The following is a 15,037-nucleotide window of genomic DNA, read 5'->3' on the forward strand; positions in this document are numbered from 1 at the left end:
CATTTATTTTTCAAATAAGACCTCTATAAAGTCATCAAAGGACCGGGCCTCCTGATACAAATGATCCGAATATACCGTCACCATCAGCTTCAGAAAACTGGGCTTGTCATCTACCGTGATCTTTTCTACGCTGATATTACCGTACAACTGATCGATTTTCTCACTTAAATCCGCCGCACTTAGCGGAGGCTTGAAATAGTATTTTTCCGTTGTTTGTACTTGATTATTAATCTCTCGCATCTTCCGATCTAAGCTTACCTGCCGGTAGCCCATCGCCTTGATTTTGCGCCCCAGCGCAAAGAAAATGTGAGAAAAAGCCTCTGGAGTAAGCGGAGACTCATAGGTAACAGCAAAACCATTTGCATAAGGTGTACGCAGGAGATGAACCTCAGGTTTGCTACTCATCCCGGATGTTTTAAAATGGTAATTCTTCTGAATCAAATCCATATAATAGGCACCCTCTTCTCCATCGAGCCATTCTTCTAAGGCCGCCTGCTGCCCCTCACTGCGCGTAAAGTTCTCCTTCACGTTTAAAGGCTGCTTTTTAGGGAATAACTTGCCGAATAAGTCGTCTATAAATGATCCTGCCATGCTTATGCTTTTAGCTGATACGCGTCGAGCCCGACACGCTGCACTACCTCTTCCTCCTCTAACTGCCGCAGAAGCTGTAACACCCAGGCTCGGGAGTTAAACTTGCTTTTGTTAACAGCTCCTCTAAAGCTAACGTTCCACCTTCCTGTAAAGTTGCCAGCAATGCCTCGCGCGCCGCTACCCCTTCCTGCTTGACCTGCCGCTTTTTTCGCAGGCAAACATCACAAACACCACAGCCTACCCGCGTCTCCTCTCCGAAGTACTCCGAAATAAAATTGGCCCGACACATGTCCTCCTGCTCACAATACCGAATCATGGCCTGCGCTTTTTCCCGCACCAACTCCCGCCGCTGTCGGATCCTTTCGGCCTGCAGCGGAAGCTTGCCCGCATCATAGCGCGCCGTCAGAAAGGTAATCTGAGGACTGTCCTTGCGCGGATTATAATCGATAATCCCCTTATTCGCTAAGGACTCGAGCTGCTCCCTCAGAGCCTTCGGGCTGACGCCCAAAGCAGCCGCCAAGCGCTCCTCATGGAAGTTAATATAATCCACAAACAACTCCCCCCCGTAAAAGCGTAGCAGCAACTTGATCAACGCATCCAAGCGCTCATGACGCACCTGAAACTCATACAGCTGCCCATGATCCACTAAAAAGCGCAAACTGGGCGAGGCGTAAAAGCTCTCGTTCATCAAGATAAAGCCTTCCTCCTGCAGCACACGAATCGCATGGTAACACTGTAAGGGTTCCAATCCATAGGTGTCCGAAAAGGTCTGAATGTTAAAATCGTAATGCACCAAAAGCGAACTGCCTACCGCTATCCGGTAGTAATTCGCAAGGGACTGGTACACCTTGCGGATATAGCTGATTTCCGGATAGGTCTGATCGGCACGCTCTGCCAGCGTTTTCAGGTCATTCGCGTGCACCAATAACACCCCATACGCCAAGAGCTCATCGCGTCCCGCTCGACCAGCTTCCTGATAATAATTCTCCAAGTTCTCGGGCAGGTCCAGATGAATCACCACCCGCACATCTCCCTTATCGATTCCCATCCCGAAAGCATTGGTAGAAACCATCACCCGCACATCGCCACGCTTCCACGCCTCCTGCCTCCGACCACGCTCCTCACCATCCAGGCCAGCGTGATAGAAGGTGGCGGAGACCCCAAGCCGCTGCAGATGCTCGGCGATATCCCGTGTTCCTCTACGATTTCGTAAATAGATAATAGCAGAACCTGGCACCCGCGCTAAAATCTCCAGCGCCTTTTCTACTTTGTTCTCGACATGCCGCACACTATAAGATAAGTTCTTACGCGAAAAAGACTTCACGAAGACCCTCGGATTTTCCAGTGCCAGCTTCTCTATAATGTCCTCACGCACCTTCAGGGTAGCAGAGGCCGTCAGCGCTATGCAGGGCACCCCGGGATGAAGTGGACGGATCGCAGCGATTTCTAAATAAGGCGGGCGAAAATCATAGCCCCACTGCGAGATACAGTGCGACTCATCGATGGCCAGCAAGCCCACCTTCATCTGCTGATACCGCGCCAGAAAGAGGTCCGACTTCAGACGCTCCGGAGAAACATATAGAAACTTGTACCCCCCATAAATACAATTATCCAAGGTCACATCGATCTCCTGCTTGCTCATCCCCGAATAAATGGCCGCCGCCTTGATCCCGCGCTTCTTCAGATTATCCACCTGATCCTTCATCAGCGCCACCAGCGGGCTGACCACCAAGCAAATCCCCTCCTTTGCCAGCGCGGGCACCTGAAAACAGATCGACTTACCCCCACCCGTGGGCAAAAGCGCCAGCACATCCGAGCCTTCCAGCACCGAACAGACAATATCCAGCTGCCCAGGTCGAAAATCCTGGTAACCAAATGTATCCCGTAGCACCTGCAAGGCCTGACTTTTATATGCCGACATCTCGATTCGTTTATTTGCCTACCAAAGCGGCTTTTCCTTCGCCAAAAATGCGGCTATCCCTTTCTTACAATCCTCCGTGCCACGCGCATGGGCATTTACCTCCGCCGCATGCTGTAAGGCCTCCCCTATCGGCAAATGCTGCACCTCCGCCAGCATCTTCTTGGTCAGCGCCATGGCCGTACCGGAATTTTGACTAATGAGCAGCTGCGCAAAAGACTCCACTCTCTCCATCAACTCCTCCGCAGGAACCACCTCACCGATCATTCCGACCGCCTGAGCAGCATGCGCATCGATTAATTCTGCCCCTAACAGCAATTTGCGCGCAGCGCCTTCCCCGATCTTTTTCACTAAAAAGACCATCACAATCGCAGGCACAAAACCAATGCGCACTTCCGTATAACCAAACAAGGCCTCAGGAACAGCAAAGGAGAAGTCGCAGACCGCAGCCAAGCCGCATCCTCCTGCCAGAGCATGCCCCTGAACAGCCGCGATAATCACCTTAGGATAGGTATAGATGCGCTCGAAAAGTGCCTTCAGCAAAGCACTATCCGCTAAATTCTCCTCATAGGTATTGGTCTGCATCTGCTGCAGAGAAGCTAAATCCGCCCCGGAACAGAAGGCCTTGCCCGCAGCGCGTAGCACGATGACCTTGGCCTCCGCTTCCTCCTCACAGAGCGTGAGCGCCTGGTCGATGGCCTGCACCATTTCGGCATTTAAGGCATTGCGTTTCTCTGGTCGGTTTAAGGTGATAAATCCGATACGATCTCTAATCTCTACCTGTACGATAGCGTCTTTCATAACTCTTTCACGATTAAATTTGGGCTTAAGCCCTGAAATTACGATTTTTTTCCCTCTTCCTACCTGCTCCTGCTAGCCCCAAGCAGAATTTAAGGTAATTTTTCGTCCCGCTGAACGTGTCCTTGTGCCTCCTCTGGTTTTTCTAATGGTTTCAGTTGCCCGCTGGGCAAAAGGCTGTACAGCTGCCCCTCCCGCTCTAAGAGCTGCCCCCTTGCCACAGGGAAAGCCTGCCGCACCAGCCAAGGATGCACAGCAAAGCGCTGCTCCTCAGCAGGAAGCGCCCACGCATACAACCAAAAGCGCCCTTGCTGCCAGTAGCCCCAAGCTTCACCCTCACGCACCTGCCAGCGCTGCTCCTGCAGGCTTTCCGACACAGGGCGCTCCCGGGTACGCAGTAGCAGATCGAGGCACTGGCCTACAGGCCACAGGAAAGCCACAAAGCAAGCAAGAAGCACACTACGCTTCCGTAACTTCCCGAGCAGCTGCAGGATCAGCAGCAGCGCCCCCACATACAAGACCTGCTGAAGCGGGCTTAAAAAGAGATGGTCCAGCTGAGCATAAGGCAAAGCCTCAATCTGAAACACCATATAATTAAACAACTGAATCACCCGCTGGAGCACATAGGCCAAGAGTTTTGCCAAGCCCTCCCACCAAGAAAAAAGCAGTAAAGGCAGGCCCAAACCCATAATCACAAAGGCCCCCGGGATGACGATGACATTGGTCAACAGGAAGTACGTTGGAAAAACATGAAAATAGGCCGCCGTAAGCGGGTAAGTACCGATCTGCGCGGCCACACTCACGCAGGTCAACTCCCACAGCGGGCGCAAGTAAGCGGGCGGCGCTGCCCATAACCGCGTCAGAAGCGGCTGTACATAGAGAATCCCCAAAACCGCCGCATACGATAGCTGAAAGCCCAGTGAGAACAAGAGCGAAGGCTGCCAAGCCAGCAGCAGCAAGGCGGAAAGAAAGACTGCATGTACCCCTTTTTGGGGCCTACGCCCCACCTTACTGAGTGCCATCAGGCTGAACATCAGCGCCGAACGCTGCACGGAAGGAGAGCCTCCCGTCAGGCCCGCATAGAGCCAGATCAGCCCCACCACAGCGAGTACATAAACGAAACGCCAGCGCTTGGGGACACGCTCCGGCGGGAGCAAAAGGAAGAAAAACCCGTAGACCAAGCCCACATGCAAGCCCGAGACGGCCAGGACATGCATGGCACCAGCCGCTGCATAGGCCGCCGACAGCTCGCGATCCATCGTCCGCTTCTCCCCCAGCAGGAGGCTCGCGCCACCTGTTGGACGAAAATATCTTCCGCCAAGTACCGCTGCAGCGCTGCCTCGAGCCACGCCGATAGCCTTTCCAGCGGAAAAAAACCGCGGCCAGGCAGGCGCCAGAAAGCCTCCGGATAGAGCGCCCCCTCTAGCCCATTATACGTCTGGAAACGCTTATAATCAAAAGCATACGGATTTTCAGCCGCCCGAAACGGACGACGCACACCACGTACCAGCAGCCGATCCCCCGCCTGCAGGAGGCTATCCTTCTCATAGAACAGCAGCTCCTGCACGCTTTTTTGCCAAGGAGCCTCCTCAGAGGGTTTCACGCGCAGCGTCCGCGCCCGATACTCCTTTCTGTACCCCCGATCGAGCACGGAAGAGCGAATTTCCACGATAAACAAGCCCTCGAGCGGCTCCTCCTCCGGTTCCCTTTGCGCCTGGCGCAAAAAATAAGGCCTAAAAGAAGAAAAACCGCAGAAATCCCAACCTGCCGCAGGCGCATACGCCAACGTAGATAAACAGGCGGAAGAAAACTGCTGAAAAGAAGCAAGCAAAGCGGAGCCAATGCCCAAAACAGTGCAATAGGGCTGCTAAACAGCTCCAGGAGGGCATACGGCATGAGCTGCGCCAAGCAGTACCCCCCCAATAGCAGGAGTAAAAGACGAAAAAGGCGAAAAATCCCTTGAGCCATAGAAAAAAAAATCTTCCTCCAAAGGTACAGGAGGAAGATCTTTTAGTCGGGAAATAAACGCTTCTCTCGAATAAAAAGCGATTTATTTCAAAGGAATGTGGATAGGCTACGAGTACTACTCACTTAAAAACGATAGCCCACAGAAAGGCCTGCCTTAAATTCTACAGGAGAAAAACGCTCGTTCGAATCCTCTCCAAAACCTCGTGAGATATTTACGAATGGTCCTACGGCAAATTTATTATCGAACACCCACTTATAGCCAGCCCCTAAACCAAGGAAAAAGCCATTTAGACTCGTGACCTCTAAGGAAGTGCCTTCCACCTCCGTAAAGTCACCAAAACGGTACTTGATAAATGGGAACAAGTAAAAACCGGTTTGGCCATCGTTATCAAAATAAAAGTTGTAGGCCACTAAAATCGAGGTCGCGTTAAAGTTACGGTCACCAGACTGTGTGCGGTACGCAAAACGATCATTGATATGAATTTCCGCCGAAAGCGACTGATCTGGCGCAATAAAGTGCTCATAACCAAGCTCTACAGAACCCAGTAAAATCGTGTTGAGAAAATTAATTTTGGCCTCACCGATCTGGTCTTGGGCCTGTGCTAAGAAGCTACAACTTAAAAAGAGGGCAACTACTGCTACAAATTTTTTCATAGGTCTCGTTTTTTTAATCTTCGGACAAAAATAATTCCATTTTATAATGTTCGATGTCGCATTCTATAAATAAATCCCCTTTGGCTGAAAGCCATGCCGCGCGTAGAGCGACATCGCCGGCAGCTGCGCGTGCATATACAGGCAGAGCGGGCGCTCCGACACCGCTGCGGCCACATCCTGCACCACTGCCGCCACGAGGCACTTCCAGCGCCAGCATTCCGGGCCTCCCGCAGCACCGCAAACCGCTCCAGCTTCACGCCGTTTTCGGTTTTGCGCCAGCGCGCCGTCCCGATCGCCTTCCCCTCCAGCAGGGCCAGAAAATGCCGCGAGCTGTCTTCGAAGGCATCGTACTCCTCCTCAGGAGCCACTTCCTGCTCGATCACGAACACCTTTTCACGAATCTCAAAGGCTCTTTTCAGGTCCTCCGGGCTTTGAATCACCTGAACGGTAACGGGGCTTTGACTGCTGCTGCTCATCTTCTTTATCGTATGCGGCTATAATTGCTTTTACTAACTTGTGGCGAATGACATCCTTTCCACTCAGCCAGACCATGGCGATCCCATCCACGCCCTCTAAAATCCGTACCGCTTCACGTAGGCCAGACTTTTGGCGGCGCGGCAGATCGACCTGGCTCTGATCTCCGGTAATGATGACCTTAGAGTTAGGCCCCATCCGGGTCAAAAACATTTTAATCTGCTCCTCCGTGGTGTTTTGGGCTTCGTCCAGCAGGACAAAGGCGTCATGCAGCGTCCGCCCACGCATGTAAGCCAGAGGCGCGATCTCGATCACGCGCGTTTCCTGGTAATATTTTAACTTCTCCGCCGGCACCATGTCCGAAAGTGCATCGTAAATGGGGCGCAAGTAAGGATCTAATTTTTCTTGTAAGTCACCCGGCAGGAAGCCAGATTTTCACCCGCCTCTACCGCAGGGCGCGTGATGATGATCCGCTTCACCTCCCTGTTTTTCAAGGCTTTCACCGCCATGGCCACAGCGATATACGTTTTCCCCGTACCCGCCGGCCCCAGAGCGAAGACCAAATCATTTTTGGTAACCGCCTCCACGAGCTTCCGCTGATTGGCAGATTTCGGCTTGACCACCAAGCTTTATTGCCATAGACGATAACGTCCTGCTTGGCATTCGGCTCCAGCGGCGTGCCCTCCAGGGTGATATACTGCTGCACCTGATCTGGCGTAATATGTCCGAAGCGGTTAAAGTGCTGCAGGAGCATGTTCACGATATCATTGATACGGATTATTTCAGTAGCTTGCCCCTGAATGCGAATTTCATTTCCGCGGGACACCACCTTACTCTGGGGAAAAGCAGCTGCTATTTGCCTAATGTTCTCATTTCCAGCGCCCAGAAAATCGATAAGGGGGATATTTTCTAATGTGATGACTTTTTCTACCAAGCTATTTTGTTTTGATTTCAAAGGTACCTCTTAAAGGAGAAAGATTTATTTGCTTAAATTTGTTCACAAGGTAGTAAAATTACAAAAAAATTAAAGACTATTCCACATGGCCCTGGTAACGATCACCTCAGATTTTGGATTACAAGACCACTATGTCGCAGCAGTGAAGGCACGCATGCTTCAGGTGAACCCACAGCTGAACATCGTGGACATCAGCCATCAGATCGAAAAGTATAACATGGCCCATGCTGCCTTTGTGCTCCAGCAGGTATATGCCGATTTTCCGAAGGGCACGGTACATGTCATGGCCATGAGCGGCACGAGCCGAGAGAATCAGGCTACGTGGCTGTCAAGCATCGGGACCACCTATTCTTAGGCCCGAATAATGGGGTCTTGAGCCTACTTTTCGAGGAGGAGCCCGGCATTAAGGTGCAGCTGGCAGAGACTCCCGGTACAGGGCGCACCTTCCCCACCCTCGATATTTTAGCTCCCGTGGCGGCGAAGTTAGCCAGTGGTGCGGCGGTACATGATTTTGGTGGGCCTTGGCCCAATGGAAACGCCTGATCCCGCGCCAGTTTAAAGCCAATAGAAAGCAGATCAGCGGCCACGTCATCTACATCGACAGCTATGGGAACTTGATCACCAATATCCCCAAGCAAGTTTTCGACACCTTAAATCCGGGTAGGTTCAGCTTGGAAATCGGGCGCGAGACCTTTCACCGCCTGCACAGCAACTACGAGGAAACCGACTCTGGCGAGTGTTTCGCCTTCTTTAATCACTCCGGCCTCCTGGAGATCGGCATCACCCATGGTTCCGGCGCTGAGCTGCTGGGGCTGAAGTTAGACAGCCCTGTGCGCATCCATTTTGATACCGAATAATTTTTCACCAGTAAACCCCTAACCTTATGCTTATTCGAGTGGTCCGTATGACCTTCCGCCCAGAAGAGGTGGCGGCCTTTCAGGCCAATTTTAACGCCAACAAGGAAAAAATCCGCGCCTTTCCGGGCTGCGCACATTTGGAGCTTTGGCAGGATGCCGACCAGCCCCATATCTTCATGACCTACAGCCACTGGGAGAGTGCGGAGGCCCTGGAATCCTATCGGCATTCCGACCTGTTTAAGAGCGTTTGGGCCGTCACCAAGCCCCTATTTGCGGAAAAAACCTTTGCGTTTAGCGCAAAAAAAATAGAAGAGATCGGCTAAAAGGCTTGCAAGGAAGCGAAAAGCACTGCATATTTGCACACCAATTAGCAGCTGCCCAGATGGCGGAATTGGTAGACGCGTTGGTCTCAAACACCAATGCCTTCGGGCGTGCCGGTTCGACTCCGGCTCTGGGTACCCTTAACCCCTTCAGAAGTAATTTTGAAGGGGTTTTTCTTTTTTTTACTTATCCATAGAAAGCTACTAGCAAATACTATTCAGGCCAAAAGCTCCATTGGAGCCGACTTGACGGCAGCCACTCCCCCATCTTCCGATTTCAATAATTAACGAATTACGTAAAAACACTTCGAGCCCCATAGAGACGGATCCTATGATACCCACTCTACCTCCTCTCGAATCCCGATTTTAAAAATTAGCGATATAAGTAAATGCATCAAGAGCCCCATAGAGACGGATCCTATAATAACCACTCTACCTCCTCTCGAACCCCGATTTAAACAATTATCGAATTACGTAAAAACACTCCGAGCCCCATGGGGGCGGAACTTTTGGTAACCGCGCGGCTTCAGCCCGCGGCACGAAACACGCCCCAAAGCACACCCGCGGAAAGGAAAATTACAACAACAGCTAAATTCAGCATCGACGCGGAAGCTAAAATCTCCGGTAGCACATCTCCCAGTATAGCGAGTAGATATATAAAACTGCTCCACTCGATACAGTACACCACTTGTCAACCTCCCTACGTGGACTTCTCCCGAAGACCACTCCGTTCGGCACGTACGCTAACGGGGCTGCTTGGCCGCAGCTCCCTTCCGCTCCCGCGTCCATTGTTTTAATGGATGTGGTACTCTGACCTAGCGAATGATTATGGCTGAGAAAGATGTACTAGAGTCTTAATCCTTGTTTTAATGGATGTGGTACTCTGACATAGGAGAGTTTGCAGATGGTTCTATCATCTATATCGTCTTAATCCTTGTTTTAATGGATGTGGTACTCTGACCGTGCTAGCTCACGTAGAGGCAGTTCTCCGATCCTTGTCTTAATCCTTGTTTTAATGGATGTGGTACTCTGACAGCTAACTCCAGTATGGCGTGATTTTCAACGAGTTAAAAATGAAAACCTTGTCAAAAATCTTTAGTTTTACGTTCATAAACTCCATAAAGGCACTATCATTAGGCTAAAGGTACCGTATTTTTAACACCCGCACAAGGGAAAACAGGAGATTTTTATAGCCTAAAAACCTCCTCTCAAAATCCCCCAAAAACCTACACCTTCTCATCTACCTTTGCCTTCGGATCCTCCACCATGCGCTCCTGAACCTCCTCCGCCTCGAACTTCGGCAGCACCGGACGTATCAACAAGCGCAGCGAGGCATCAAAAGACAAATAACTCCAGGCCCAATTCAAAAAGATAAACAAACGGTTCTTCACCCCCACGATCGCCATCAAATGCACAAACAGCCACGCCAGCCACGCAAAAAAGCCCTGGAAACTGAAAAAGGGCAAGTCCACCACCGCCTTCTTGCGCCCAATCGTCGCCATCGTCCCTAAATCCTTATACAAAAAGGACTTAAACGGCCTATTTTTTAAAAGCGACTTAAAATTATACGCACAATTACTCGCCTGCTGGATCGCCACCTGCGCCACCTGTGGATGGCCTTCCTTAAAGTTCTCATCCGGGGTCAGGGCTAAGTCGCCCAAAACATACACGCCATCCAAACCCTCCACCTGATGATAACCATTCGTCTGAATCCGACCACCCGATCCGAAAACAGCCTCCGGCAAGCCCGGAACCGGATTCGCCCGAATACCTGCCGCCCAAATCAAGGTCTGCGTACGGATCGTTTCATCATCGGCCAACTTCACCACCTCGCCATCATAATCCCCCACCGCACAGTTTAAGCGCACCTTCACGCCCAGCCGCTTTAAAAACTCCAAAGACTTCTCCCCAGACGCATCCGACATGCCATTCAGGAGCCGTGGACTCATCTCCACCAGGTATACCTCCATCTGCGTCCAGTCCATCGTCGGATAATCGTAAGGCAAAGCATATTTTTTCATCTCCGCGATCGCCCCCGCCAGCTCCACGCCCGTAGGACCTCCACCCACCACCACGACGTTCATCAGGGTCTCCCGCTGCGCACGGTCATTCGTGTTATAGGCTTCCTCAAAATTACTGATCAACTTATTCCGTAAAAAAAAGTGCCTCGGAAACGGTCTTCATGGGCGTAGCATATTTTTTGGACATTTTTCATCCCGAAATAAGCCGTATCCCCACCCATGGCCAGCACCAAATGATCATAGGTCAAAAATCCCTTGTCGGTAATCACCCGCTTGCCCGCAGTATCCACCTCCAAGAGCTCCATCATCCGAAAAAATAAATTGTCATGCTTTTTAAACACCTTGCGGATCGGAAAAGAAATCGCACTGGGCTCTAAACCCGAAGTGGCCACCTGATAAAAAAGCGGCTGAAACTGGTGATAATTGTTCTTATCTAACATGACCACCTGATAGTCGGTCCCCTTCAGCTCGCGCGCCAGCCGTAGGCCTGCAAAACCGCCGCCCACGATGACAATGCGCTGATACGCAGCCTTCGGAATACTATCGATTTCATGTGTAAATGGATCTATGGAAGTGTGGTTCTTGTTCGTTTTCATATCTTATAGAACGAAAACAATAAAAAAACTGTTCGCCACCCGCCCCCTACATCTCCTCAGCTGGCCAGTTGATCGGGAAAATCATCCTCCTCCGAAGCAGCCTTCCGCTGATCCGAAACGGCATCTTCCGCAGCTGCTTCTGCCCGCTTTTTGGCGCAGGCGCAAAACTCCTCATGGATGCAGTTCCGCTCATCGCCCGAACACAGGTCGAGATACAAGGTCCCAAACGTCATAATCGGCTGCGGAATCTTCAAGCAGTGCAGCAGCAGCCCATAACTCCTCCGCACTGGGAGATGCTCTACGAAAAATAGGCTCCAAATTATAATAACTGAACAGAGCAGCCATTTTCTCGACCAAGGTGCTCACCTGCGCCTCCGTCATCAGGCGATCGTCCGGAAAGGCGGCCAAATCCAAACCACAAAAGCTCGCAAAACTCCTGGGATCTTGCGGACCCCGATCCAAAGGCCGCCCTAAAAAAGGATTCGGATCCTCCTCCGAGGCATCTAAGGCATCCAGATCTTCAAAAGCATCCAAGCCGCCCTCATACACACTGTGTAAAAAAGCTGCATCGTCCGCCGCCAGCATGCCCTCCCAGTCAGCCACTTCCCCCTGATCGGCATCACCCTCTTCTTCCAGCTCGGCAGGGCGCTCACCCCGTAAACTAGGCGCGCTCCTCAGGTGAAAAAGGAGGCAGCGGGGGCTTTTCCATGTAGCGCGGCGCGCGCAAAAGGGCATCCATGTCCTCCATCAAATGCTTCAAATAGTTCTCCATATCGCATAGCGTTAAAAATCTACCTGCAATATCCACCCCCTTCACCCCATTACTCGGAGAACAAACACTTTTAAACGACTCGCGAAGCCTTCGGGTCCGCATTTTCCTCGCGCTCATCGGCAGGAAGCTCCTGATCCTCACCTTTGGCCACCTGGGCCAAGACCTCATCGGACCAATTCGCCCCCGCGGGCTCCTCCGGCTTTGGCTGCACCGGCCGAATCAGCAGGCGCAGCGAGGCATCGAAGGACAAATAGCTCCATGCCCAGTTTAAAAAAATAAAGAGGCGGTTCTTCACCCCCACGATGGCCATCAGATGCACAAAAAGCCACACCAGCCAGGCGATAAAGCCTGAAAACTCAGGTACGGAAGATCCACCACAGCCAGCTTTTGGCCCACTGTGGCCATACTGCCCAAGTCCTTATACTCGAACTCCTCCCAGCGCCGCTCCTTCAGCAGAGACCGGAAGTTGTAACTCAAATTCTTCGCTTGCTGAATCGCCACCTGCGCCACCTGCGGATGCCCCTTGGAGAATTTCGGCGTCTCCATATAAGCTAAATCTCCGATGGCATACACCCCAGGAGCTGCCTCCACCTGATTAAAGCGATTCACCCGCACACGGCCATTCGGAAGAAACGCCTCCTCCGGCAAGCCTGGCACCGGATTCGCACGCACCCCCGCCGCCCAGATCAAAGTCTTCGCAGCGATCTTTTGGCCATCGGCCACCAGCACATGCTCCCCGTCGAAGTCCTTCACCGCAGCATTTAGTGTCACGTCCACCCCTAATTTCTCTAAAAAGGCAAGGGATTTCTGCCCGCTAGCCTCTGACATGCCGTTTAGCAGCCGTGGACTGGCCTCCAAAAGACAGACCCGCATGCGCTTCCAGTCCATGGTCGGATAGTCCAGGGGAAGGGCATCCCGCCGCATCTCCGCGATGGCCCCTGCCAGCTCCACCCCGGTAGGCCCGCCACCCACGACGACCACATTCAGGAGCGACTCCCGCTTCTGCAGATCATCCGTATTATAGGCCGCTTCGAAGTTGCTGATCAATTTATTCCGTAAAAAGAGCGCCTCCGAAATCGTCTTCATCGGTGTGGCATGCTTACGGATATTTTCCATGCCGAAAAAATGCGTGTCCGCACCGATGGCAAGCACGAGGTAGTCATAGGCCAGCCAGCCCGCGTCCGTTTCGATCTCGCGCGCCTCCACGTCCACCTGCTTGAACTCCAGCATGCGGAAAAGCATCTTGTCATCGCGCTTAAACACCTTTCGGAAAGGGAAGGCGATGGCGCTGGGCTCCAGGCCGGAAGTCGCCACCTGATAGTAGAGAGGCTGAAACTGGTGGTAGTTGTTCTTATCGATCATGACCACCTGATACGCAGACCCTTTCAGCTCGCGGGCCACCTTTAGCCCGGCGAAACCTCCTCCCACGATCAGGACGCGCTGATAGCTCGGTTTCGGAATTCCCTGCACATATTTCTTTGTTTCCATCGCTGCTTCTTTTCGTTCGCCCTACGTATACGCAAAAGCCCTCCGACAGGACATCTTTTTACCGTTTATTTTCGGTGGCTACCGCAGAGGGTAAAATCTGGCCGCTGGCCAAAAAATGGGCACTCCCCAGAGCTCCTCCAGCCCATTCCTTTCAAAGGTAGCTCCTAATTTTTATTTTTAGCAATGAAAGCAGAGAATTTTTGTGTTTTTTATAATAAAACCCCCTTTGACTTACATTCTACTGCCTCAAATACGCAGGTAAGTGGTGCCTGAATACGCGGGGAAACAGGGGCGGCTCTTTCCGCAGGGGATGCACGAAAACTCCCGGCTCTGGCGCGAACACAAAGCCCTCTGGTGGCTCCTTAGGATTTTCCCAGTACCCCACGGCCACATACAGCCGGATCAGGGGGCAGTTTGGGTCGGGCTTGGCATAAAAGGGATCGGGCGTGGTGGGGCTGTGCCAACTGCCTCCCTCCACCGGCAGGAGACCTATGTTTTCGGTTTTGAGATACAGCCCTACCCACGCCACCCGAGGGGAACGCTGCTCCCGGGCTGAGACCTCCTGGGCGGGGTCCTCCTGCGAACGCGATGGCAGCCACTCCAGGCCAAATGCACTCGAAAAAAACAGCGGCCGCCAGTAATCCTGCAGCATCAGGCGGGGCAGGTACTCCCACACATCGGCACTATACTGAAAGAGGAGCGGGTTCGTCGGGCAGCGCCCAAAAGGCCCTTTGGCCCCCGGCAGCCTCCCGTTCACACTCTCCCGGCCACGTACCATCCACCGCACAATAAAGTCGTAAAACACCCTTTCCCGCTCCATGTAGGTGACTAAGGGCAGCTGGCGCACAGGAAGCTCCAGCCCATAGCGCAGCAGAAAGGGCAAGTCCTGCAGGTGCACGCGCATCTCCTCCAGCGGCATTTTTCCCAGCCGCACCCCCAGCTGCTGCCTCCCCTGCCGATCGCGCAGTTCCAGCTTCTTCTTTACGGTGCGCTGCCGCATGCTGTAGAGGCTCAGCGACCAGTAAAAGTCGATTTCAGGATTCAGCTCCAGCTCCTCAGGTCCCTGCGTCCCCTCTTTTGCGCGGAGCACCCCGAAGAGATAGAGCGCCGCCAGGTGGATTTCGCGTTCCACTCTTCGGTGCACATGAGGTGTATAGGCCAGCTCCAGGGCCAGCGGGGTCTCTGGGCGCCCCTTCCTCCTGGCTGTGTGGCCGAAGAGCAGGTACAGCGCGCGGAGCTGCGCAAAGGGAATAAGCTTCTTTCGAAAGAGAAAAATAGCTCGTTTCTGCATAGGTTGTACAGGTTTACGCGTTTACTAAGGATTTTCCCCCAAAGATACCCCCTTTTGCCAGCGCTGCGGGGGTTTTACAAGCTTGGAGAAATCGCCAAACCCAGCCGGCAGCCCCTCCGCACCGCTCACCGCTGTCCCTCCTACATTTTTTCATATCCAGGTTTTAAATGCTTAGGAATTCATTTATATTAGGCTAAAAGTTGCTGTAGCACAGAAAAAAATGGAGTCCGTTATGCAGTAGGTAATCTCATGATGTAATTGACTAAATCCCAAAACAGTATGACATAACATCCTAATTTGGATAAAATACAACATGTTAGGTGCAAAATAATTT

General features: G+C 52.3%; 18 protein-coding genes, 1 tRNA gene and 2 pseudogenes. 5 read left to right on the forward strand and 16 right to left on the reverse strand.

Annotated features, from left to right (window positions below):
- Positions 1-3 precede the first annotated feature (3 nt).
- The 9 genes and pseudogenes from A3SI_RS12765 to A3SI_RS23325 all read right to left on the reverse strand — a co-directional run bounded on the left by A3SI_RS12765 (position 4) and on the right by A3SI_RS23325 (position 7,358).
- A complete protein-coding gene (locus A3SI_RS12765; protein WP_009056497.1) occupies positions 4-591 on the reverse strand; it encodes a hypothetical protein in 588 nt (195 codons plus the stop codon).
- 58 nt (positions 592-649) lie between these two features.
- Positions 650-2,512: a RecQ family ATP-dependent DNA helicase gene (locus A3SI_RS12770; RefSeq protein ID WP_009056498.1), complete on the reverse strand. Its 1,863-nt coding sequence runs from the start codon at positions 2,510-2,512 to the stop codon at positions 650-652.
- Positions 2,513-2,530: 18 nt separating this feature from the next.
- The gene (locus tag A3SI_RS12775; RefSeq protein WP_009056499.1) at positions 2,531-3,310 is read right to left on the reverse strand and encodes an enoyl-CoA hydratase/isomerase family protein; all 780 of its coding nucleotides are present in this window, start codon (positions 3,308-3,310) and stop codon (positions 2,531-2,533) included.
- 89 nt (positions 3,311-3,399) lie between these two features.
- Entirely contained in the window at positions 3,400-4,566 is a 1,167-nt protein-coding gene (locus A3SI_RS12780) for a ComEC/Rec2 family competence protein (RefSeq protein ID WP_083836517.1), read from the reverse strand.
- A gap of 149 nt (positions 4,567-4,715) precedes the next feature.
- Positions 4,716-5,156: pseudogene (locus A3SI_RS23320) on the reverse strand (DUF4131 domain-containing protein); the annotation flags it as partial.
- A gap of 242 nt (positions 5,157-5,398) precedes the next feature.
- A complete protein-coding gene (locus A3SI_RS12785; protein ID WP_009056504.1) occupies positions 5,399-5,929 on the reverse strand; it encodes a DUF3575 domain-containing protein in 531 nt (176 codons plus the stop codon).
- 41 nt (positions 5,930-5,970) lie between these two features.
- Positions 5,971-6,369 carry a GNAT family N-acetyltransferase gene (locus tag A3SI_RS12790; RefSeq protein WP_009056506.1) on the reverse strand — a complete coding sequence of 133 codons (399 nt, stop codon included), beginning with the start codon at positions 6,367-6,369 and terminating at the stop codon, positions 5,971-5,973.
- Positions 6,332-6,990: pseudogene (locus tag A3SI_RS12795) on the reverse strand (PhoH family protein). The gene A3SI_RS12790 and the pseudogene A3SI_RS12795 overlap by 38 nt, the downstream one beginning before the upstream one ends.
- Positions 6,903-7,358, reverse strand: coding sequence for a hypothetical protein (locus A3SI_RS23325; RefSeq protein ID WP_394330377.1), 456 nt, complete (start codon positions 7,356-7,358; stop codon positions 6,903-6,905). Before A3SI_RS23325 ends, A3SI_RS12795 begins: the two are co-directional and overlap by 88 nt.
- An 85-nt stretch (positions 7,359-7,443) precedes the next feature.
- Here A3SI_RS23325 and A3SI_RS22830 point away from each other — a divergent pair, with 85 nt between their 5' ends.
- From A3SI_RS22830 to A3SI_RS12810, 5 genes are all read left to right on the forward strand, one after another.
- Positions 7,444-7,713 carry an SAM-dependent chlorinase/fluorinase gene (locus A3SI_RS22830; RefSeq protein WP_009056509.1) on the forward strand — a complete coding sequence of 90 codons (270 nt, stop codon included), beginning with the start codon at positions 7,444-7,446 and terminating at the stop codon, positions 7,711-7,713.
- Positions 7,714-7,730: 17 nt separating this feature from the next.
- Positions 7,731-7,901, forward strand: coding sequence for a hypothetical protein (locus tag A3SI_RS22835; protein ID WP_009056511.1), 171 nt, complete (start codon positions 7,731-7,733; stop codon positions 7,899-7,901).
- The gene (locus A3SI_RS22840) at positions 7,880-8,215 is read left to right on the forward strand and encodes an SAM hydroxide adenosyltransferase (protein WP_009056512.1); all 336 of its coding nucleotides are present in this window, start codon (positions 7,880-7,882) and stop codon (positions 8,213-8,215) included. Before A3SI_RS22835 ends, A3SI_RS22840 begins: the two co-directional genes overlap by 22 nt.
- A gap of 26 nt (positions 8,216-8,241) precedes the next feature.
- Positions 8,242-8,538 carry a putative quinol monooxygenase gene (locus A3SI_RS12805; RefSeq protein ID WP_009056513.1) on the forward strand — a complete coding sequence of 99 codons (297 nt, stop codon included), beginning with the start codon at positions 8,242-8,244 and terminating at the stop codon, positions 8,536-8,538.
- Between the two features lie 53 nt (positions 8,539-8,591).
- Positions 8,592-8,673, forward strand: a tRNA-Leu gene (locus A3SI_RS12810).
- Positions 8,674-9,761: 1,088 nt separating this feature from the next.
- On the opposite strand, the gene A3SI_RS12815 is transcribed toward A3SI_RS12810, so the two are convergent.
- From A3SI_RS12815 to A3SI_RS12830, 7 genes are all read right to left on the reverse strand, one after another.
- Positions 9,762-10,679 (reverse strand): NAD(P)/FAD-dependent oxidoreductase, encoded by a 918-nt coding sequence (locus A3SI_RS12815; RefSeq protein ID WP_316929198.1) that lies wholly within the window; start codon positions 10,677-10,679, stop codon positions 9,762-9,764.
- Positions 10,676-11,152 carry an NAD(P)/FAD-dependent oxidoreductase gene (locus tag A3SI_RS22845; RefSeq protein WP_316929199.1) on the reverse strand — a complete coding sequence of 159 codons (477 nt, stop codon included), beginning with the start codon at positions 11,150-11,152 and terminating at the stop codon, positions 10,676-10,678. Before A3SI_RS22845 ends, A3SI_RS12815 begins: the two co-directional genes overlap by 4 nt.
- A gap of 56 nt (positions 11,153-11,208) precedes the next feature.
- Positions 11,209-11,370, reverse strand: coding sequence for a hypothetical protein (locus A3SI_RS19010; RefSeq protein ID WP_156810301.1), 162 nt, complete (start codon positions 11,368-11,370; stop codon positions 11,209-11,211).
- Positions 11,342-11,887: a hypothetical protein gene (locus A3SI_RS12820; protein WP_009056514.1), complete on the reverse strand. Its 546-nt coding sequence runs from the start codon at positions 11,885-11,887 to the stop codon at positions 11,342-11,344. The genes A3SI_RS19010 and A3SI_RS12820 overlap by 29 nt, the downstream gene beginning before the upstream one ends.
- 107 nt (positions 11,888-11,994) lie before the next feature.
- Positions 11,995-12,255 carry a hypothetical protein gene (locus tag A3SI_RS22850; RefSeq protein ID WP_316929200.1) on the reverse strand — a complete coding sequence of 87 codons (261 nt, stop codon included), beginning with the start codon at positions 12,253-12,255 and terminating at the stop codon, positions 11,995-11,997.
- Positions 12,234-13,412 (reverse strand): NAD(P)/FAD-dependent oxidoreductase, encoded by a 1,179-nt coding sequence (locus tag A3SI_RS12825; protein WP_316929201.1) that lies wholly within the window; start codon positions 13,410-13,412, stop codon positions 12,234-12,236. The genes A3SI_RS22850 and A3SI_RS12825 overlap by 22 nt, the downstream gene beginning before the upstream one ends.
- A 238-nt stretch (positions 13,413-13,650) precedes the next feature.
- Positions 13,651-14,703, reverse strand: coding sequence for a hypothetical protein (locus A3SI_RS12830; protein ID WP_009056515.1), 1,053 nt, complete (start codon positions 14,701-14,703; stop codon positions 13,651-13,653).
- Positions 14,704-15,037: the final 334 nt, after the last annotated feature.

The sequence above is a fragment of the Nitritalea halalkaliphila LW7 genome (assembly GCF_000265075.1).
GTDB lineage: Bacteria > Bacteroidota > Bacteroidia > Cytophagales > Cyclobacteriaceae > Nitritalea > Nitritalea halalkaliphila.